Here is a 20,333-nt window from a genome sequence, read left to right on the forward strand (position 1 = left end):
ATGGTTGAATCGTATAGTAAAAATGCCAACCATAACATGCGTCGTCCTGTCGTCAAAGAAGAAATTGTAGACTTGATGCGTCAGCGTCAAAAGCAAGTCACAGGATCTTTGAAAGAATTGGAAGACTTTGCTCGCAAGGAAAATATTCCCATTATTCCTCATGAAACGGTTGCTTATTTCCGTTTTCTCATGGAAACCATGCGGCCTAAAAATATTCTGGAAATTGGGACGGCTATCGGTTTTTCAGCCCTCTTGATGGCTGAACATGCGCCAAATGCTAAGATTACAACCATTGACCGCAATCCAGAAATGATTGGATTTGCCAAGGAAAATTTCGCCCAGTTTGACAGTCGCAAGCAAATTACGCTCCTAGAAGGAGATGCGGTAGATGTCTTATCTACCTTGACAGAGTCCTATGATTTCGTCTTTATGGATTCAGCCAAGTCTAAATACATCGTCTTTCTGCCAGAAATCCTCAAACATTTGGAAGTCGGTGGTGTGGTTGTCTTGGATGATATTTTTCAAGGTGGTGATGTTGCCAAGGACATTATGGAGGTTCGTCGTGGCCAGCGAACTATTTATCGAGGCCTTCAAAGATTATTTGATGCAACTTTAGACAATCCAGGACTCACTGCAACATTAGTACCTTTAGGGGACGGAATTCTCATGCTTCGTAAAAATGTAGCAGATGTTCAATTGCTTGACAGCGAATAATTTTCAGAAAAATTTAAGAAAATATAGTAAAATAGATAGGGTAACACTTATCTCAAAGGAGTAGACATGAAGAAAAAACTATTGGCAGGTGCCATTACACTATTATCAGTAGCAACTTTAGCAGCTTGTTCGAAAGGTTCAGAAGGGGCAGACCTTATCAGCATGAAAGGGGATGTCATCACAGAACATCAATTTTATGAGCAAGTGAAAATCAATCCTTCAGCCCAACAAGTCTTGTTGAATATGACCATCCAAAAAGTATTTGAGAAGCAATATGGCTCAGAAGTAGATGACAAAGAAATCGATGATATCATTTCTGGAGAAGAAAAACAATATGGTGAGAATTACCAACGTGTCTTATCACAATCAGGTATGACTCTTGAAACACGTAAAGCACAAATTCGTACAAGTAAATTAGTTGAATTTGCAGTTAAAAAGGCTGCAGAAGCTGAATTAACTGATGAAGCGTATAAGAAAGCATTTGAGAGCTATACTCCGGACGTAACTGCTCAAATTATTCGTCTCGATAATGAGGATAAAGCGAAAGAAGTACTCGAAAAAGCTAAGGCAAGTGGCGCAGATTTTGCTCAATTAGCTAAAGATAACTCAACTGATGAGAAAACTAAAGCTAACGGTGGTGAAATCACTTTTGATTCAGCTTCAACAGAAGTACCAGATCCAGTTAAGAAAGCAGCTTTTGCCTTGGATGTTAATGGCATTTCTGATGTCATTACAGCTACTGGTACTCAAGCATACAGCAGTCAATATTACATTGTAAAACTCATTAAGAAAACAGAAAAGTCATCTAATATCGATGACTACAAAGAAAAATTGAAAACTGTTATCTTGACTCAAAAACAAAATGATGCATCATTTGTTCAAAGTATTGTCGGAAAAGAATTGCAGGCTGCCAACATCAAGGTTAAAGACCAAGCCTTCCAAAATATCTTTACCCAATATATCGGTGGTGGCGATTCAAGCTCAAGTAGTTCTTCAAAAGAATAAAACAGAAAAGAGCCAAGCGCTCTTTTTCTTATGAGAAAATCTATTATCTTAAGGGTAAGAGTTTTTTTCTTTCGGAAAAAATGGTATAATAGCAATCAAAACTAGAAAATAAGCGGAATTTGGGAATAATTTCTTTTGTTCTCATTAGATTGGTGATACTATGAAGATTAGTAAGAGGCACCTGTTAAACTATTCTATTCTAGTTCCTTACTTACTTTTATCTATTTTGGGCTTGATTGTAGTTTATTCTACAACTAGTGCCATTCTTATCGAAGAAGGTAAAAGTGCCCTCCAATTGGTTCGAAGTCAGGGAATGTTTTGGATACTTAGTTTAATATTGATTGCCTTGATATATAAGCTGAAACTGAATTTTTTAAGAAAAGAACGACTGCTATTTATTGTTATGTTTGTTGAGCTGATTCTTTTGGCTCTGGCTCGCTTAATTGGTACGCCAGTCAATGGAGCCTATGGTTGGATTTCAGTAGGACCTTTGACCATTCAGCCAGCTGAGTATTTGAAGATTATCATCGTCTGGTACTTGGCCCAACGTTTCTCAAAACAACAGGATGAAATTGGAATTTACGATTTTCAAGTTTTAACTCAAAATCAATGGATTCCACGTGCTTTTAATGATTGGCGCTTCGTCCTACTAGTCATGATAGGAAGTTTAGCTATTTTCCCAGATTTGGGGAATGCGACCATCCTAGCTCTGGTCGCCTTGATTATGTATACAGTTAGTGGAATTGCTCATCGTTGGTTTATAGCCTTTATCGGTGTATTATTTGGAGTTTCAGCCCTGTCCTTATCAGCTATTTCTATGATCGGGGTTGATAAGTTTTCAAAAGTTCCAGTATTTGGTTACGTTGCTAAGCGTTTCAGTGCCTACTTTAATCCCTTTGCCGATTTGGCAGGGTCAGGTCACCAACTTGCAAATTCCTACTTTGCCATGGTAAATGGTGGGTGGTTTGGTCTAGGCTTAGGAAATTCAATCGAAAAACGTGGTTATTTACCAGAGGCCCATACAGACTTTGTATTTTCAATTGTTATTGAAGAGTTTGGATTTGTGGGAGCCAGCTTGATTTTAGCACTTGTCTTTTTCCTGATTTTACGAATTATCCTAGTCGGTATTCGTGCTAAGAATCCCTTTAATTCCATGATGGCGATTGGGGTTGGGGGGATGATGCTGGTACAGGTATTTGTCAATATCGGTGGAATTTCTGGCATTATTCCTTCGACAGGAGTAACCTTCCCCTTCTTATCACAAGGAGGGAACAGTCTCCTAGTCTTGTCTGTAGCCATTGCTTTTGTCTTAAATATTGATGCAAGTGAAAAACGTGCCCAATTATATGAGGAGTTAGAAACTCACTCATCAAACTATATGTAGAGTTGATAGTGGAAAGGATTACCTATGTCTCTTCAAAAATTAGAAAACTATAGTAATAAAGCTGTCGTGCAAGAAGAAGTATTGATTTTAACAGAATTGTTAGAAGATATCACTAAAAATATGCTTGCCCCAGAGACTTTTGAAAAAATCATGCAGTTGAAGGAATTGTCAACTCAAGAAGATTATCAGGGCTTGAACCAATTGGTTACTAGTCTGACAAATGATGAAATGGCTTATATTTCACGCTATTTCTCTATCTTGCCTCTTTTGATTAATATTTCAGAAGACGTGGATTTAGCCTATGAAATCAACCATCAAAATAACATCGATCAAGATTATCTTGGGAAATTATCAGCAACGATCAAAATGGTTGCAGAAAAAGAAAATGCGGTTGAAATTCTAGAACATTTGAATGTTGTCCCTGTTTTGACTGCCCATCCAACACAAGTACAACGTAAGAGTATGTTGGATTTGACAAACCATATCCATACCCTTTTGCGTAAGTACCGTGATGTGAAATTAGGCTTGATTAATAAGGAAAAATGGCATAATGATCTCCGTCGTTACATTGAGATTATCATGCAAACAGACATGATTCGTGAAAAGAAATTGAAAGTAACCAATGAAATCACGAATGTTATGGAATACTACAATAGTTCATTCCTGAAGGCAGTTCCTCATTTGACTGCTGAGTACAAACGTCTGGCTAAAAAACATGGCTTGGAGTTGAAACATCCAAAACCAATTACCATGGGTATGTGGATTGGTGGAGACCGTGATGGGAATCCTTTTGTTACAGCAGACACCTTGAAACAATCTGCTATGACTCAGTGTGAAGTCATCATGAACTACTATGATGAAAAAATTTACCAACTTTATCGTGAGTTCTCTCTCTCAACCAGTATTGTCAATGTGAGCAAGCAAGTCAGAGAAATGGCTCGTCAGTCTAAGGATAATTCTATTTATCGTGAAAAAGAGCTATACCGTCGTGCCTTGTTTGATATTCAATCAAAAATCCAAGCGACAAAAGCTTATTTGATTGAGGATAAGGAAGTTGGAGCTCGCTATGAAACAGCTAATGATTTTTATAAGGATTTAATTACCATTCGTGATTCCCTCTTGGAAAACAAGGGTGAAGCACTGATTTCTGGTGATTTTGTTGAGCTGATTCAGGCAGTTGAAATTTTTGGCTTTTATTTGGCATCTATTGACATGCGTCAAGATTCTAGTGTTCATGAAGCTTGTGTGGCCGAACTCTTGAAATCAGCAGGTATTCATTCTCATTATAGCGAACTCAGTGAAGAAGAAAAATGCCAGCTTCTTTTGAAAGAATTGGAAGAAGATCCACGTATTCTTTCTGCCACTCACGTTGAAAAATCAGAGTTACTTGAAAAAGAATTAGCAATCTTTAAGGCTGCTCGTAAGTTGAAAGATAAGTTGGGAGATGATGTCATTCGTCAGACTATCATTTCACATGCAACCAGCGTATCAGACATGTTGGAATTGGCTATCTTGCTAAAAGAAGTAGGGTTAGTTGATAAAGAAAGAGCCCGGGTCCAAATTGTTCCTCTCTTTGAAACAATTGAGGATTTGGACCACTCAGAAGAAACCATGAGAGAATATCTTTCTCTTCCTCTGGCCAAGAAATGGATTGCTTCACGCAATAACTATCAAGAAATCATGTTGGGCTACTCTGACAGTAATAAAGATGGTGGTTACCTATCATCATGTTGGACCCTCTACAAGGCTCAACAACAATTGACTGCTATCGGAGATGAATTTGGCGTTAAGGTTACCTTCTTCCATGGTCGCGGTGGTACTGTCGGTCGTGGTGGTGGACCAACCTATGAAGCCATCACATCTCAACCGCTTAAGTCTATCAAAGATCGTATCCGCTTGACGGAGCAGGGTGAAGTAATTGGGAATAAATACGGTAATAAAGACGCAGCTTACTATAACCTTGAAATGTTAGTATCTGCAGCCATTAACCGTATGATTACTCAGAAGAAGAGTGATACCAATACCTCAAATCGTTATGAAGCTATTATGGACCAAGTAGTGGACCGTAGTTACGATATCTACCGTGATTTGGTCTTTGGTAATGATCATTTTTATGATTATTTCTTCGAGTCAAGTCCAATCAAGGCTATTTCAAGCTTTAACATTGGTTCACGTCCAGCCGCTCGTAAGACTATTACTGAAATCGGTGGTTTGCGAGCTATCCCTTGGGTATTCTCATGGTCGCAAAGTCGTGTCATGTTCCCTGGCTGGTATGGGGTTGGTTCAAGCTTCAAGGAATTTATCGATAAAAATCCAGAGAATATCGCTATCTTACGAGATATGTATCAAAACTGGCCTTTCTTCCAATCGCTTCTTTCAAATGTCGACATGGTCTTGTCAAAATCAAATATGAATATTGCTTTTGAATATGCCAAACTGTGTGAGGATGAAGAAGTCAAAGCAATCTATGAGACTATTCTAAATGAATGGCAAGTTACCAAGGAAGTCATCTTGGCTATCGAAGGATATGATGAACTCTTGGCTGAAAATCCATATCTAAAAGCAAGTTTGGATTACCGTATGCCTTACTTTAATATCCTCAACTATATCCAGTTGGAGTTGATTAAACGTCAACGTCGAGGAGAATTATCAAGCGATCAAGAAAAATTAATCCATACAACTATCAATGGAATTGCGACAGGATTGCGTAATTCAGGCTGATACCTATCAAACTTCCTCTTTTCTATAGGGGAAGTTTTTGAATCTTTCAAAAAAATGCTAAAAGAGTCTTGACAAGTAGTTGAAAAATGATATAATTTAACCATTCAGAAAAGTAATCATATAAACTTTTTAGAGAGTCTGTGGTAGCTGAAAACAGATAAGTGATGATGATGAAAATTGGGCTGAATGTTATTTAGAATTTGAAATCATAAAAATTCGGTGAGCACACCTTACAGTGCATCTCGTTATTGCGAGACAGAGCGATAGGGAAATTCCCTATAATTGAGGTGGTACCGCGCATCGACGTCCTCACACAAGTTTTTTTGTGTGAGGACTTTTTTGATGGAGGTTAGTATGGAAAGAAAACGATGGCGTCACTTGTTTATACTCAATGAAAATCAAAAAGCAAACTAGGAAGCTAGTCGCAAGCTGCTCAAAACACTGTTTTGAGGTTGTGGATAGAACTGATAGAGTCAGTACCATATACCTACGGTAAGGCGACGCTGACGTGGTTTGAAGAGATTTTCGAAGAGTATTATATAAGTGAAGTATTTTAAAAGAATGAAAAGGAGAAATAGAATGAAAAATAAACGTTTAATTGGAATTATCGCTGCATTAGCAGTCTTAGTAGCAGGAAGTTTGATTTACTCTTCAATGAATACATCAGAAGCTAAAAATGAAAAGAAAGTTGCCAAAGTTGGTGTCCTTCAGTTTGTAAGCCATCCATCTCTTGACTTGATTTATAAGGGAATCCAAGATGGACTTGCAGAAGAAGGTTATAAAGATGATCAACTTAAAATCGATTTTATGAACTCAGAAGGCGACCAAAGTAAGGTTGCAACAATGAGTAAACAATTGGTTGCAAATGGGAATGACTTGGTTGTTGGTATCGCAACACCAGCTGCTCAAGGCTTGGCTAGTGCCACAAAAGACCTACCGATTATCATGGCTGCTATTACAGACCCAATCGGTGCGAACTTGGTTAAAGATTTGAAAAAACCAGGTGGCAACATCACAGGGGTATCTGACCACAATCCAGCTCAACAACAAGTTGAACTCATCAAGGCTTTGACACCAAATGTGAAAACAATCGGAGCTCTTTACTCAAGCAGCGAAGACAATTCAAAAACTCAGGTAGAAGAATTTAAGGCTTATGCTGAAAAAGCAGGTTTGACTGTAGAAACATTTGCTGTTCCTTCAACAAATGAAATTGCCTCAACAGTTAACGTTATGACTAGCAAGGTTGATGCTATCTGGGTTCCAATCGATAACACAATCGCATCTGCCTTTTCAACTGTTGTATCAAGCAACCAATCAGCTAAAAAACCAATCTACCCAAGCGCAACTGCCATGGTAGAAGCAGGTGGTTTGGCATCAGTTGTAGTTGATCAACATGATCTCGGTGTGGCAACAGGTAAAATGATTGCACAAGTTTTGAAAGGTGCAAAACCAGCTGATACTCCAGTCAATGTATTTTCAACTGGTAAGTCAGTAATTAACAAAAAATTGGCACAAGAACTAGGTATTACGATTCCTGAATCTGTTCTAAAAGAAGCAGGACAAGTGATTGAATAATCTAGAATGGAGGAGTTGGGGACATCTCCTCCAATTTTTTACAATAGAAATCATATAGAAAAGGTTAAGAAACAGATGATATTATCTATTATTTCTCAAGGATTTGTCTGGGCTATTCTAGGTCTGGGAATCTTTATGACATTTAGGATTTTGAACTTTCCAGATATGACGACAGAAGGTTCCTTCCCTCTTGGGGGAGCTGTTGCTGTTACTCTGATAACGAAAGGCGTGAATCCCTTTTTAGCGACGCTTGTTGCTGTAGGAGCAGGTTGTTTGGCTGGAATGGCAGCAGGACTTCTTTATACAAAAGGGAAGATCCCAACTTTGCTCTCAGGGATTTTGGTGATGACTTCCTGTCACTCTATCATGCTCTTGATTATGGGACGTGCGAATTTAGGCCTGCTTGGAACTAAGCAAATTCAGGATGTTTTGCCTTTTGATTCGGATTTGAATCAACTCTTGACAGGTCTCATCTTTGTCAGTCTTGTCATTGTTCTCATGCTCTTTTTCTTGGACACCAAACTCGGACAAGCCTATATTGCTACAGGTGACAATCCTGATATGGCTAGAAGTTTCGGGATTCATACTGGACGCATGGAGCTCATGGGCTTGGTCTTATCAAATGGTGTTATTGCCCTTGCAGGTGCCCTCATTGCCCAGCAAGAAGGCTATGCTGATGTATCTCGAGGAATCGGGGTTATCGTTGTAGGTCTTGCAAGTTTGATTATTGGAGAAGTTATCTTCAAGAGTTTGAGCTTGGCAGAACGTCTGGTTGCTATAGTTGTAGGTTCTATCGCTTATCAATTTTTAGTATGGGCAGTTATCGCGCTTGGCTTTAATACAAGTTACCTTCGTTTGTACAGCGCCTTGATTTTAGCAGTCTGCCTCATGATTCCAACATTTAAGCAAACAATCTTGAAAGGAGCCAAGTTAAGCAAATGACAGCAATTGTAGAATTAAAAAATGCAACCAAAGTCGTTAAAAATGGTTTTGATGAAGAAAAGATTATTTTAAATGATGTTTCCTTAGAAATTTTTGAACAGGACTTTATCACGATTTTAGGTGGAAATGGTGCTGGGAAATCGACTCTCTTTAACACCATTGCAGGAACTTTGTCATTAACCAGTGGAACTATTCGTATCTTGGGTGAAGATGTTACTAAGTTTTCACCCGAGAAGCGTGCCAAGTATCTGTCTCGAGTCTTCCAAGATCCCAAGATGGGGACAGCTCCTCGTATGACAGTGGCAGAGAATCTCTTGATTGCCAAGTTTCGTGGTGAAAAGCGTGGACTGTTTCCGAGACGTCTGGCTAGCTATAAGGATGAATTTCAGTCAACCATTGAAAAAGTGGGAAACGGTCTTGAGAAACACTTGAATACACCGATTGAGTTCTTATCAGGTGGACAAAGACAGGCTTTGAGTCTCTTGATGGCAACCTTGAAGCGACCTGAATTACTCTTGTTAGATGAGCATACTGCGGCCCTTGATCCAAAGACCAGTGTAGCCTTGATGGAATTGACAGACGAATTTGTCAAGAAAGATCAGCTGACAGCGCTTATGATTACCCACCATATGGAAGATGCTCTCAAATATGGCAATCGTTTAATTGTCATGAAAGAAGGACGAATTATCCAAGATTTGAAACAAGAAGAAAAAGCAAAAATGAAAATCTCTGATTATTATCAGCTCTTTGAATAAACTAGGGAAAATGAGTGAAATGGTTTACTTTTTTTCTGAAATAAAGTATACTATATAAAGTAAACTATGATAACATGGAGGTATTGTGTATGGTTGACAAACAAGTCATTGAAGAAATCAAAAACAATGCCAACATTGTGGAAGTCATAGGAGATGTGATTTCTTTACAAAAGGCAGGACGGAACTATCTAGGGCTCTGTCCTTTTCATGGTGAAAAAACACCTTCTTTCAACGTTGTTGAGGATAAGCAGTTTTACCACTGTTTTGGTTGTGGTCGCTCAGGTGATGTCTTTAAGTTCATAGAGGAGTACCAAGGGGTTCCCTTTATGGAGGCTGTCCAAATCTTAGGTCAGCGTGTTGGGATTGAGGTTGAAAAGCCGCTTTATAGTGAACAGAAGCCAGTTTCGCCTCACCAAGCTCTTTATGATATGCACGAAGATGCTGCCAAATTTTACCATGCTATTCTCATGACAACGACTATGGGAGAAGAGGCCAGAAATTACCTTTATCAGCGTGGTTTGACAGATGAAGTGCTCAAACATTTTCGGATTGGTTTAGCACCTCCAGAACGCAACTATCTTTATCAACGTTTGTCTGGTCACTATCGTGAAGAGGATTTCTTGGATTCAGGACTGTTTTATCTCTCGGATGCCAATCAATTTGTAGACACCTTTCACAATCGTATTATGTTTCCCCTGACAAATGACCAAGGAAAGGTTATTGCCTTCTCAGGTCGTATCTGGCAGAAAACGGATTCACAAACTTCTAAGTATAAAAATAGCCGATCGACTGCAATTTTTAACAAAAGTTACGAATTATATCATATGGATAGGGCAAAAAAATCTTCTGGAAAAGCCAGTGAGATTTACCTGATGGAAGGGTTCATGGATGTTATTGCGGCTTATCGAGCAGGAATCGAAAATGCTGTCGCATCTATGGGAACAGCCTTGAGTCGAGAGCATGTTGAGCATCTCAAAAGGTTAACCAAGAAGTTGGTGCTTGTTTACGATGGCGATAAGGCTGGGCAAGCTGCGACATTGAAAGCACTGAATGAAATTGGTGATATGCCTGTGCAAATCGTCAGCATGCCTGATAACTTGGATCCAGATGAGTATCTACAAAAAAATGGTCCAGAAGACTTGGCCTATCTATTAACGAAAACTCGTATTAGTCCGATTGAGTTCTACATTCACCAGTACAAGCCTGAAAACAGTGAAAATCTGCAGGCTCAAATTGAGTTTATTGAAAAAATAGCTCCTTTGATTGTTCAAGAAAAGTCTATCACTGCTCAAAATAGCTACATTCATATTTTAGCTGATAGTCTGGCGTCCTTTGATTATGCCCAGATTGAGCAGATTGTTAATGAGAGTCGTCAGGCGCAAAGACAGAATCGCATGGAAGGAATTTCCAGACCGACGCAAATCACTATGCCTGTCACCAAGCAGTTATCAGCTATTATGAGGGCAGAAGCTCATCTACTTTATCGAATGATGGAGTCCCCTCTTGTTTTGAATGATTACCGTTTGCGAGAAGACTTTGCATTTGACACACCTGAATTTCAGGTCTTATATAACTTGCTTGGCCAGTATGGAAATCTTCCTCCAGAAGTTTTAGCAGAACAGACAGATGAAGTTGAAAGAGCTTGGTACCAAGTTTTAGCTCAGGATTTGCCTGGTGAGATGTCACCTCAGGAACTTAGTGAAGTAGAAATGACTCGAACCAAGGCACTCTTGAATAAGGACAATATGAGAATCAAAAAGAAGGTGCAGGAAGCGAGCCATGTAGGAGATACCAACACAGCCCTAGAAGAATTGGAACGTTTAATTTCCCAAAAGAGAAGAATGGAGTAATAATGGCAACAAAACAAAAAGAAGTAACAACATTTGACGTACAAGTAGCAGAATTTATCCGTAATCATAAACAAAAAGGGACAGCAACAGACGATGAAATCAATGCGAGTCTAGTTATTCCTTTTACCTTGGATGCTGATGGGATTGAAGATCTCTTGCAACGAATTCAGGATGCAGGAATTTCTATCACAGATAACGAAGGGAATCCAAGTGCGCGTGTTCTTAGTGCTGAAGAAGAACCAGAACTTAGTGATGAGGACTTGATTGGTTCAACTTCGGCTAAGGTTAATGACCCTGTCCGTATGTACTTAAAAGAAATCGGGGTCGTTCCTCTCTTGACCAATGAAGAGGAAAAAGAATTGGCGCTGGCTGTTGAAGCGGGTGATATCGAAGCCAAACAACGTCTTGCGGAAGCCAACCTTCGTTTGGTTGTTTCGATTGCCAAACGCTATGTCGGCCGTGGTATGCAGTTCCTTGACTTGATTCAAGAAGGGAACATGGGCTTGATGAAGGCGGTTGACAAGTTTGACTATTCTAAAGGGTTCAAGTTCTCAACTTATGCAACTTGGTGGATTCGTCAGGCTATCACTCGTGCTATTGCGGATCAAGCTCGTACTATCCGTATCCCAGTTCACATGGTTGAAACCATCAATAAATTGGTTCGTGAACAGCGTAACCTTCTTCAAGAATTGGGACAAGATCCAACACCAGAACAAATCGCTGAACGTATGGATATGACTCCTGACAAGGTTCGTGAAATCTTGAAGATTGCCCAAGAACCAGTATCTCTTGAAACTCCTATTGGTGAAGAGGATGATAGCCACCTTGGGGACTTTATCGAAGATGAAGTGATTGAAAATCCAGTGGACTATACAACTCGTATCGTCTTGCGTGAGCAGTTGGATGAGGTCTTGGATACTCTTACAGACCGTGAAGAAAATGTTTTGCGTCTGCGTTTTGGGCTAGATGATGGTAAAATGCGTACTCTTGAAGATGTGGGTAAAGTCTTTAACGTGACTCGCGAACGTATCCGTCAGATTGAAGCTAAAGCTTTGAGAAAACTACGCCAACCAAGTCGCAGCAAACCGCTTCGTGATTTTATTGAAGACTAAGAGTGAGGATGAATATGGCTTATACAGAAGAGCAAATCGAAAACATCAAAACACGAATTTTATCAGCCTTGGAAGAAGTTATTGACCCTGAGTTGGGAATCGATATTGTCAATCTTGGTTTGATTTATGAGATTCGTTTTGACGGTGACACAGGGCAAACAGAGATTGATATGACTTTGACAACCATGGGTTGTCCCCTAGCAGATCTTTTGACAGACCAGATTTATGATGCTATGACAGAGGTGCCAGAAGTAACGGATACTGAGGTTAAATTAGTCTGGTATCCAGCCTGGACAGTTGAAAAAATGAGTCGCTATGCACGCATTGCCCTAGGCATTAAGTAAACCTATAAAAACATGTGAGAGATTATTGGAAAAGCGAGGAAATTTCCCCCTCTTTTCCCTAGTCTCTCCTTTCTTTTGCTGATTTTATTCAAAGAAAATGATATAATAGTAGTTATGGAAAAAAAGAAATTACGCATCAATATGTTAAGTTCAAGTGAGAAAGTAGCAGGACAAGGAGTTTCAGGTGCCTACCGTGAATTAGTTCGTCTTCTTCACCGTGATGCCAAGGACCAATTGATTGTTACAGAAAATCTTCCAATCGAGGCAGATGTGACTCACTTTCATACAATTGATTTCCCCTATTATTTATCAACATTCCAAAAGAAACGCTCAGGGAGAAAAATTGGCTATGTTCATTTTTTGCCTGATACACTTGAGGGGAGTTTGAAAATTCCATTTTTCTTAAAGGGAATTGTGAAACGTTATGTATTTTCTTTTTACAACCGGATGGAGCACTTAGTTGTGGTCAATCCTATGTTTATTGAGGATTTGGTGGCAGCTGGTATTCCACGTGAAAAAGTGACCTATATTCCTAATTTTGTCAACAAGGAAAAATGGCATCCTCTATCACAAGGAGAGATAGTCAGACTGCGAACAGAGCTAGGTCTTAGTGACAATCAGTTTATCGTAGTAGGTGCTGGTCAAGTTCAGAAACGCAAAGGGATTGATGATTTTATCCGTCTGGCTGAGGAATTGCCTCAGATTACCTTTATCTGGGCTGGTGGTTTCTCTTTTGGTGGTATGACAGATGGTTATGAACGCTATAAGAAAATTATGGACAATCCCCCTAAAAATTTGATGTTTCCAGGTATTGTATCGCCAGAGCGTATGCGCGAATTGTATGCCCTAGCGGATCTTTTCTTGTTGCCTAGTTATAATGAGCTCTTTCCGATGACGATTTTAGAGGCTGCCAGTTGTGAAGCTCCTATTATGTTGCGTGATTTGGATCTTTATAAGGTGATTTTAGAGGGGAATTATAGGGCGACAGCAGATAGAGAAGAGATGAAAGAAGCTATTCTGGAATATCAAGCGGATCCTGTTGCTTTAAAAGATTTGAAAGAAAAAGCTAAGAATATTTCCAGAGAGTATTCAGAAGAGCATCTGTTACAAATCTGGTTAGACTTTTATGAGAAACAAGCCGCTTTAGGGAGAAAGTAAAAAGTGAGGTAATCTATGCGAATTGGTTTATTTACAGATACCTATTTTCCTCAGGTTTCAGGTGTTGCGACCAGTATTCGAACCTTGAAAACCGAACTTGAAAAGCAGGGACATGCTGTTTTTATCTTTACGACGACAGATAAGGATGTCAATCGTTATGAAGATTGGCAAATTATCCGCATTCCAAGTGTTCCCTTCTTTGCTTTTAAGGATCGCCGCTTTGCCTATCGAGGTTTTAGCAAGGCGCTTGAAATTGCTAAACAATATCAACTAGATATTATCCATACTCAGACAGAATTTTCTCTTGGCTTGTTGGGGATTTGGATTGCGCGTGAATTGAAGATTCCCGTTATTCATACCTATCATACACAGTATGAGGACTATGTACATTATATTGCCAAGGGGATGTTGATTCGTCCTAGTATGGTCAAGTATCTGGTCAGAGGTTTCCTTCATGATGTGGATGGAGTGATTTGCCCGAGCGAGATTGTTCGTGACTTGCTATCTGACTATAAAGTCAAGGTTGAAAAGCGGGTCATTCCTACTGGGATTGAATTAGCCAAGTTTGAGCGTCCGGAAATCAAGCAGGAAAATTTGAAAGATCTACGTAGTAAATTAGGGATTCAAGAGGATGAACAGATGTTGCTGAGTCTTTCCAGAATTTCCTATGAAAAAAATATTCAATCAGTATTAGTAGCCTTTGCAGAAGTTCTGAAAGAGGAAGACAAGGTTAAACTGGTGGTTGCTGGGGATGGCCCTTATCTGGATGACCTCAAAGCGCAAGCCCAGAAACTAGAGATTCAAGACTCCGTTATCTTTACAGGTATGATTGCTCCTAGTGAGACAGCTCTTTACTATAAGGCAGCAGATTTCTTTATTTCAGCATCTACAAGTGAAACGCAAGGTTTGACCTACTTGGAAAGCTTGGCTAGTGGAACGCCTGTCATTGCACATGGAAATCCTTATCTGGACAATCTGATCAGTGATAAAATGTTTGGAACCTTGTACTATGGAGAACATGATTTGGCCGGAGCCATTCTGGAGGCCCTGATTGCGACTCCGGACATGGATGAGCATACCTTATCAGAGAAATTGTACGAGATTTCAGCCGAGAACTTTGGGAAACGAGTTCATGAGTTTTATCTGGATGCTATTATTTCAAATAATTTCCAGAAAGATTTAGCCAAAGATGATACGGTCAGCCAGCGTATCTTTAAGACAGTTCTGTATTTACCACAACAGGTGGTTGCTGTGCCCGTAAAAGGCTCTAGACGTATGCTGAAGGCTTCAAAAACACAGTTAATCAGCATAAGAGATTATTGGAAAGACCATGAAGAATAGGAAGAGGAATAGCTATGAAAAAACAATTGATGAGAAGTGGTAGTGATCAAAAAATTGCGGGTGTTTGTGCTGGGGTAGCCCATTATTTTGATATTGATCCGACTATTGTTCGTGTAATATGGGGTGTTCTTGCATTTTGTTATGGGGCAGGAATTGTAGCTTATATCATTTTATGGATTATTGCGCCGGTAGCAAGTGACTATTGAAAACTAGCTGAATTCATGCTAAGATAATAGAAAATAGAATGTAATGAAGGAGAAAAAATGGCATTTGGAGATAATGGAAAACGTAAGAAAACGATGTTTGAGAAATTAACCTTGCTTATCGTACTTATCATGTTAGTAGCAAGTATTTTGGGTATTTTTGCAACTGCAATTGGTGCCCTCAGTAATCTATAAAATAGATTCAAGAAAATTTTGTGACTGGGATTTCCCAGCCCTTTTTTAAAGTGAGAAGAAAAAATGAGTATGTTTTTAGATACAGCCAAGATTAAGGTCAAGGCTGGTAATGGTGGCGATGGTATGGTTGCCTTTCGCCGTGAAAAATATGTCCCTAATGGCGGTCCTTGGGGTGGTGATGGTGGACGTGGAGGTAATGTGGTCTTCGTTGTAGACGAAGGACTACGTACCTTGATGGATTTTCGCTATAACCGTCATTTCAAGGCTGATTCTGGTGAAAAAGGAATGACCAAAGGGATGCATGGTCGTGGTGCTGAGGACCTTAGAGTTCGAGTACCACAAGGTACGACTGTGCGTGATGCAGAGACTGGCAAGGTCTTGACAGATTTGATTGAACACGGTCAAGAATTTATCGTTGCCCACGGTGGTCGCGGTGGACGTGGAAATATTCGATTTGCGACACCAAAAAATCCTGCACCGGAAATCTCTGAAAATGGAGAACCAGGTCAGGAACGTGAGTTACAATTGGAACTAAAAATCTTGGCTGATGTTGGTTTAGTTGGATTCCCATCTGTTGGGAAATCAACCCTTTTAAGTGTTATCACATCTGCTAAACCTAAAATTGGTGCCTACCATTTTACGACTATTGTGCCAAATCTTGGTATGGTTCGTACCCAATCAGGTGACTCCTTTGCAGTAGCTGATTTACCAGGTTTGATTGAAGGGGCTAGTCAAGGTGTTGGTTTGGGAACTCAGTTTCTCCGTCACATTGAGCGTACCCGTGTTATCCTTCATATTATTGATATGTCAGCTAGCGAAGGCCGTGATCCTTATGAGGATTATCTTGCCATCAATAAAGAGCTGGAGTCATATAATCTCCGTCTGATGGAGCGTCCACAGATTATTGTAGCTAATAAGATGGACATGCCTGAAAGTCAGGAAAATCTTGTAGAATTCAAGAAAAAATTGGCTGAAAACTACGATGAATTTGAAGAGTTACCAGCTATTTTCCCAATATCTGGTTTGACCAAGCAAGGTTTGGCTACACTTTTGGATGCGACAGCTGAATTGTTAGATAAGACACCAGAATTCTTGCTCTACGACGAGTCAGATATGGAAGAAGAGGCTTACTATGGATTTGACGAGGAAGAAAAAGCCTTTGAAATTAGTCGTGATGATGATGCGACATGGGTACTTTCTGGTGAAAAACTCATGAAACTCTTTAATATGACCAACTTTGATCGGGACGAATCAGTCATGAAATTTGCCCGCCAACTTCGTGGTATGGGAGTTGATGAAGCCCTTCGTGCGCGTGGTGCTAAGGATGGTGATTTGGTCCGCATTGGTAAATTTGAGTTTGAATTTGTAGACTAGGAGACTGGTATGGGAGATAAACCGATATCTTTCCGAGATGCGGATGGTAATTTTGTTTCCGCTGCAGATGTTTGGAATGAACAGAAATTGGAAGCACTATTTAATCGTCTCAATCCAAATCGTGCCCTGAGATTGGCACGAACTAAAAAAGACAATTCATCTCAGTAAAATAGATAAAAAAATTCCGTGCCATATGAGACACGGAATTTTTTTTATTCTTCAAAGAAAAATGGTGGAGCGAATTTTTTCAGTTCTTCAAAGCATTTTTGAGCTGCTTCTGCATCTTCACAGATGACAAGACAGACATCATCGCCACAGAGGGTAGCAATAGCGTCAGAGAAGCTCAAAGCATCAATGATAGAACCAAAAGATTGAGCAAGTCCAGGAAGGGTTTTTAGTAGGACTTGGTGTTGAACTGGACGCATCAAGACAAGAGCATCTTCCATGTAAATTTCGAGACGTTTTTCCCATTTTGAGATTGAACCTGTATTGAGCACGTAGTAAGAGTTGTCTTCTTCTCGCACTTTTGAAAGGTTCATGCTTTTAATATCTCTCGAAAGTGTAGCTTGTGTAACTTGAATATCATTATCGGCAAGCAGAGATTGTAGCTCAGCTTGAGTGTGAATCTTGTTTTTCGTTACAAGAGCTCGTATGAGTTGGTGTCGGTGTTCAGATTTATTCATAAAATGTTACTCCTTGTACTAGGTACAGAAAGCGTGGACTGAACGATATCGTCAGTCGGGTGGTAAGCGGTATTGTCACGTATGATGATTTCAAAGTCAGTAGAATAGGAATAAGCGGAGAGAATCTCCTTCATTTACATTTTCGCTAGTTGGGTGGAGATGAATTGGCTATCTATCCGTTTATCTACATCGGTATCCTCTACTAACAGTAAATTATTCAATTAGGGTAGCCTTTTGTCACGACTTGTTGTGAATTTACGATTAATGTTAATTCACAGAAATTCTCCAACATGTGGTGTGGTAGCGAGTATTATCAATGGTTACACATGTTGGTTAAGGTTTTGTCCAAGCTTCCGTGTAGACTTATCATAAGCCTACACGGGATTGAATTTGATACCAAGTTTATGTTTGTTTCAACTGTTCAAGTGGAAATAGTTTCATCTTAAAAGTCTGGTACATTATACCTTTTGACAAGGTAGGATAAGACTAGACTGTTCAAGATCGACAGTCAGGTGGTAAGCGGTATTGTCACGGATTGTGATTTCAAAGTCAGTAGTATAGAGGACTAAACGAAGAGTGTCTCCTTCTTTTAACTTGTAAATAGTTGGTTGCAATTCAAATTGGATATCCATCCATTCATCTGCAGTAATATCCTCTACTAACAGTAAATCATTTCTATTTTGTAAATTGAGGTAGCCTTTTGTCACGACGCGTTGTGCATTTTCGCGAAAAGGCAATTCGTTAAGATTTTCCAACATGTAGTAGCGACCGTTGTCAATGGTTCTAGAACTTAAAATAGCTGGATAAGGTTGTAGGTATTTCTTTTGACCATGTTCCAGTAGTTGGGCAGATAATAAACCCTTGTTTGTGCTGGATTTGATACGTAGATTGAGCTGAGCACGACCGTTCAAGTGAAGATCTTTAGTTACAGGAAGGTCAATAGTGATTTGATTGGCTTTCCCTTGATAAAGTTCCGTATTGAAAGTCTGGTATGTCTTACCATAACGCTCAAAATCCTTATCTGAGTACTGGTTTTGAATGACTTGCTCTTCTTGACCAAGTGAGAAGGTTTCAAAGTTCTCTTGCTCACCGAATGTATCAAGTGATAACCAAGTCTGAGGAGCGGTATTATCCTGCCAGATAACAGTAGGAAGTTGGTAATCCGTTTCCTGTTCTAGTAATTTCTTAGTCAATAAGGCATTCATGGATTCACGGAAGTCAATGGATTGCCAGTTGTTCATATAAACATGAGCGCCATTATGGAAAAAGAGATGCTTATTTATATAAGCAGGAAGGGCATGGAACATCTGGTAAACATGAAGTGGTTTGACATTCCAATCCTGAGAACCATGAGTAAAGATAACCTCTGCTTTTACTTTGTCAGCATTGAGCAGATAGTTACGATCATGCCAAAACTGATTATAGTCACCAGACTTGCGATCCAGTTGCTCTTTAACTTTTTCTAAGTCAGCTTGGTGAGCTTCGTTCCCACGAATATAGTCACCAGCCAAGAGATTACGAGAGTAGGTTAGTTCAGCAAGGGAGTCAAAGTCCTCACCTGGATAACCACCTGGGCTTGTAACCAGACCGTTTTCACGGTAGTAGTTGTACCATGAAGAAATGCCAGCCTCGGCAATGATAACTTCTAAACCATCGACACCTGTGGTCGCAAGACCATTGGACATGGTACCAAGATAGGAAAGTCCAGTTGTGGCCACTTTTCCGTTTGACCAGTCAGCCTTGACTTGACGCTGGCGCGTGTGATCAGTAAAGGCACGGCAACGACCATTGAGCCAATCGATAACATTTTTATAAGCCTCGATTTGCTGATAATCCCCGTTAGTCATGAAACCAGTAGAGTCTTTGGTACCAACACCTGAAACATAGAGATTAGCAAACCCTCGTGGAAGGAAGTAGTCGTTGAGACTATAGCTAGCGTTGATGTGCGTTAGCCTTTCCTCAGCTTCTGACACAAGCTCAGCTTGACCTTGAGCTTGGACGAGATTTAGTTGAGGCTCCTCTAGCTCAATCTTGTGAGCAGGCTTCACTTCAAGCTCGCCCTCCATCTTGTAGAGAGCCTTGTCGCTGGCTTTATCATTTGTTCCCTGATGATAGGGACTGGCTGTCATGATAGCAGGGATTTGCCCGTCATAACGAGGACGAATAATGCTGACCTTGACTAAGTCTGGTAGCCCTTTTTGGTCAGTATCGACACGAGACTCAACGTAAACGACTTCTCGAATGACATTATGGCTAGAAAAAGTTGCTAAACTTTTGCCGTTAAAGTAGTGATAGTCATTATCCTCAGGAATAAGACTGTCACTAACAAGTTGGTCGATAAGAGTGTTCCCCTTTTTGGTTCGAGTATTGAGTAACTGATAGAGATTTTCAATCAAATCACCATATACAATAGGAAAACCAGTTTCTTTACGGAAAATATCACTGTCTTCAAAGTCAACCAAATAAGAAAAACCTAAAAGTTGAAAAGCCACAGTATAGAAAATATCTGCAGTCAACTCTTTATCTGATTGAAAAAATGTCAATAAGTCAGTTTCCTTATCAACTGCTAAACTGGATAGAGGATAGGAGCTGTTTTTAAAATTAAAAAAGAAACGAATAAGAAACGCTTCAAGCATTTTTTTATTTGTGATGTTGACTGGTAAATCAAATCCATACTTTTTTAATTCAAAGATAATTGTATCTCTAGGTAGTGCTAAATAGCTGAATTGATTAAAACGCATAAGACCTCCTATTTATGAAATATATTACAGTTATTATATCAAAAAATAGTGAGAAAAGAAACTATAAAAATTAACAGAAATTATAATAAATAAAAATGAGTATTTATGAAATAAACATGTAAAATGATAAGCCTAAATACAAAAATATTAGTGATACTGTTAAAAATCGTGCAAGGATTGTCTAGTCAACTATGATTTGAGCTATTAGATATTAAAGCATCAGTAATAGTAATAGA

18 protein-coding genes and 1 other annotated feature are annotated in these 20,333 nt (G+C 39.5%); of the genes, 16 read left to right on the top strand and 2 right to left on the bottom strand.

All coding sequences use genetic code 11. The annotated features are described in order from the left end of the window. The 16 genes from O3616_RS02485 (at nucleotide 1) to O3616_RS02560 (ending at nucleotide 16,841) form a co-directional block, all read left to right on the top strand. The gene (locus O3616_RS02485) at nucleotides 1-714 is read left to right on the top strand and encodes an O-methyltransferase (protein WP_125429997.1); all 714 of its coding nucleotides are present in this window, start codon (nucleotides 1-3) and stop codon (nucleotides 712-714) included. A 66-nt stretch (nucleotides 715-780) separates the two neighbouring features. Further along, nucleotides 781-1,719 (top strand): peptidylprolyl isomerase PrsA, encoded by a 939-nt coding sequence (gene prsA, locus O3616_RS02490; RefSeq protein WP_049488739.1) that lies wholly within the window; start codon nucleotides 781-783, stop codon nucleotides 1,717-1,719. Between the two features lie 160 nt (nucleotides 1,720-1,879). Continuing rightward, nucleotides 1,880-3,103, top strand: a complete 1,224-nt coding sequence (gene ftsW / locus O3616_RS02495) for a cell division peptidoglycan polymerase FtsW (RefSeq protein ID WP_049488741.1) — start codon at nucleotides 1,880-1,882, stop codon at nucleotides 3,101-3,103. 24 nt (nucleotides 3,104-3,127) lie between these two features. Beyond that, the gene (gene ppc / locus O3616_RS02500) at nucleotides 3,128-5,824 is read left to right on the top strand and encodes a phosphoenolpyruvate carboxylase (protein ID WP_049491794.1); all 2,697 of its coding nucleotides are present in this window, start codon (nucleotides 3,128-3,130) and stop codon (nucleotides 5,822-5,824) included. Between the two features lie 96 nt (nucleotides 5,825-5,920). After that, nucleotides 5,921-6,138, top strand: a binding site (T-box leader). Nucleotides 6,139-6,403: 265 nt separating this feature from the next. Then, nucleotides 6,404-7,399, top strand: a complete 996-nt coding sequence (gene trpX, locus O3616_RS02505) for a tryptophan ABC transporter substrate-binding protein (RefSeq protein WP_371638001.1) — start codon at nucleotides 6,404-6,406, stop codon at nucleotides 7,397-7,399. Nucleotides 7,400-7,474: 75 nt separating this feature from the next. Next, the gene (locus O3616_RS02510; protein ID WP_153219592.1) at nucleotides 7,475-8,341 is read left to right on the top strand and encodes an ABC transporter permease; all 867 of its coding nucleotides are present in this window, start codon (nucleotides 7,475-7,477) and stop codon (nucleotides 8,339-8,341) included. Further along, nucleotides 8,338-9,096, top strand: a complete 759-nt coding sequence (locus O3616_RS02515) for an ABC transporter ATP-binding protein (protein ID WP_173254003.1) — start codon at nucleotides 8,338-8,340, stop codon at nucleotides 9,094-9,096. The genes O3616_RS02510 and O3616_RS02515 overlap by 4 nt, the downstream gene beginning before the upstream one ends. A gap of 89 nt (nucleotides 9,097-9,185) precedes the next feature. After that, entirely contained in the window at nucleotides 9,186-10,946 is a 1,761-nt protein-coding gene (gene dnaG, locus O3616_RS02520) for a DNA primase (protein WP_371638002.1), read from the top strand. Nucleotides 10,947-10,948: 2 nt separating this feature from the next. Next, nucleotides 10,949-12,058 (top strand): RNA polymerase sigma factor RpoD, encoded by a 1,110-nt coding sequence (gene rpoD / locus O3616_RS02525; RefSeq protein ID WP_004259586.1) that lies wholly within the window; start codon nucleotides 10,949-10,951, stop codon nucleotides 12,056-12,058. A gap of 14 nt (nucleotides 12,059-12,072) precedes the next feature. Continuing rightward, entirely contained in the window at nucleotides 12,073-12,402 is a 330-nt protein-coding gene (locus O3616_RS02530) for a metal-sulfur cluster assembly factor (protein WP_000331925.1), read from the top strand. A gap of 114 nt (nucleotides 12,403-12,516) precedes the next feature. Then, nucleotides 12,517-13,560, top strand: coding sequence for an alpha-galactosylglucosyldiacylglycerol synthase (gene cpoA / locus O3616_RS02535; RefSeq protein WP_042751296.1), 1,044 nt, complete (start codon nucleotides 12,517-12,519; stop codon nucleotides 13,558-13,560). A gap of 15 nt (nucleotides 13,561-13,575) precedes the next feature. Continuing rightward, the gene (locus tag O3616_RS02540) at nucleotides 13,576-14,901 is read left to right on the top strand and encodes a glycosyltransferase family 4 protein (RefSeq protein ID WP_371638003.1); all 1,326 of its coding nucleotides are present in this window, start codon (nucleotides 13,576-13,578) and stop codon (nucleotides 14,899-14,901) included. 14 nt (nucleotides 14,902-14,915) lie between these two features. Continuing rightward, nucleotides 14,916-15,107 carry a PspC domain-containing protein gene (locus tag O3616_RS02545; protein ID WP_261073366.1) on the top strand — a complete coding sequence of 64 codons (192 nt, stop codon included), beginning with the start codon at nucleotides 14,916-14,918 and terminating at the stop codon, nucleotides 15,105-15,107. A gap of 57 nt (nucleotides 15,108-15,164) precedes the next feature. Beyond that, entirely contained in the window at nucleotides 15,165-15,299 is a 135-nt protein-coding gene (locus O3616_RS02550) for a DUF4044 domain-containing protein (protein ID WP_000863852.1), read from the top strand. A gap of 63 nt (nucleotides 15,300-15,362) precedes the next feature. Beyond that, nucleotides 15,363-16,673 carry a GTPase ObgE gene (gene obgE, locus O3616_RS02555; protein ID WP_261086391.1) on the top strand — a complete coding sequence of 437 codons (1,311 nt, stop codon included), beginning with the start codon at nucleotides 15,363-15,365 and terminating at the stop codon, nucleotides 16,671-16,673. Nucleotides 16,674-16,682: 9 nt separating this feature from the next. After that, on the top strand, nucleotides 16,683-16,841 hold the full coding sequence (locus O3616_RS02560; protein WP_371638004.1) for a hypothetical protein: 159 nt from the start codon (nucleotides 16,683-16,685) through the stop codon (nucleotides 16,839-16,841). 44 nt (nucleotides 16,842-16,885) lie between these two features. Here the strand turns inward: O3616_RS02560 and O3616_RS02565 are convergent, their stop codons facing one another. Together O3616_RS02565 and O3616_RS02570 are read right to left on the bottom strand one after the other, a co-directional pair. Beyond that, nucleotides 16,886-17,356 (bottom strand): arginine repressor, encoded by a 471-nt coding sequence (locus O3616_RS02565; protein WP_049552526.1) that lies wholly within the window; start codon nucleotides 17,354-17,356, stop codon nucleotides 16,886-16,888. A gap of 458 nt (nucleotides 17,357-17,814) precedes the next feature. Continuing rightward, nucleotides 17,815-20,097, bottom strand: coding sequence for a Xaa-Pro dipeptidyl-peptidase (locus O3616_RS02570; RefSeq protein WP_371638005.1), 2,283 nt, complete (start codon nucleotides 20,095-20,097; stop codon nucleotides 17,815-17,817). Nucleotides 20,098-20,333: the final 236 nt, after the last annotated feature.

The sequence above is a fragment of the Streptococcus sp. 27098_8_86 genome (genome assembly GCF_041432595.1).
Classification (GTDB): domain Bacteria; phylum Bacillota; class Bacilli; order Lactobacillales; family Streptococcaceae; genus Streptococcus; species Streptococcus pneumoniae_F.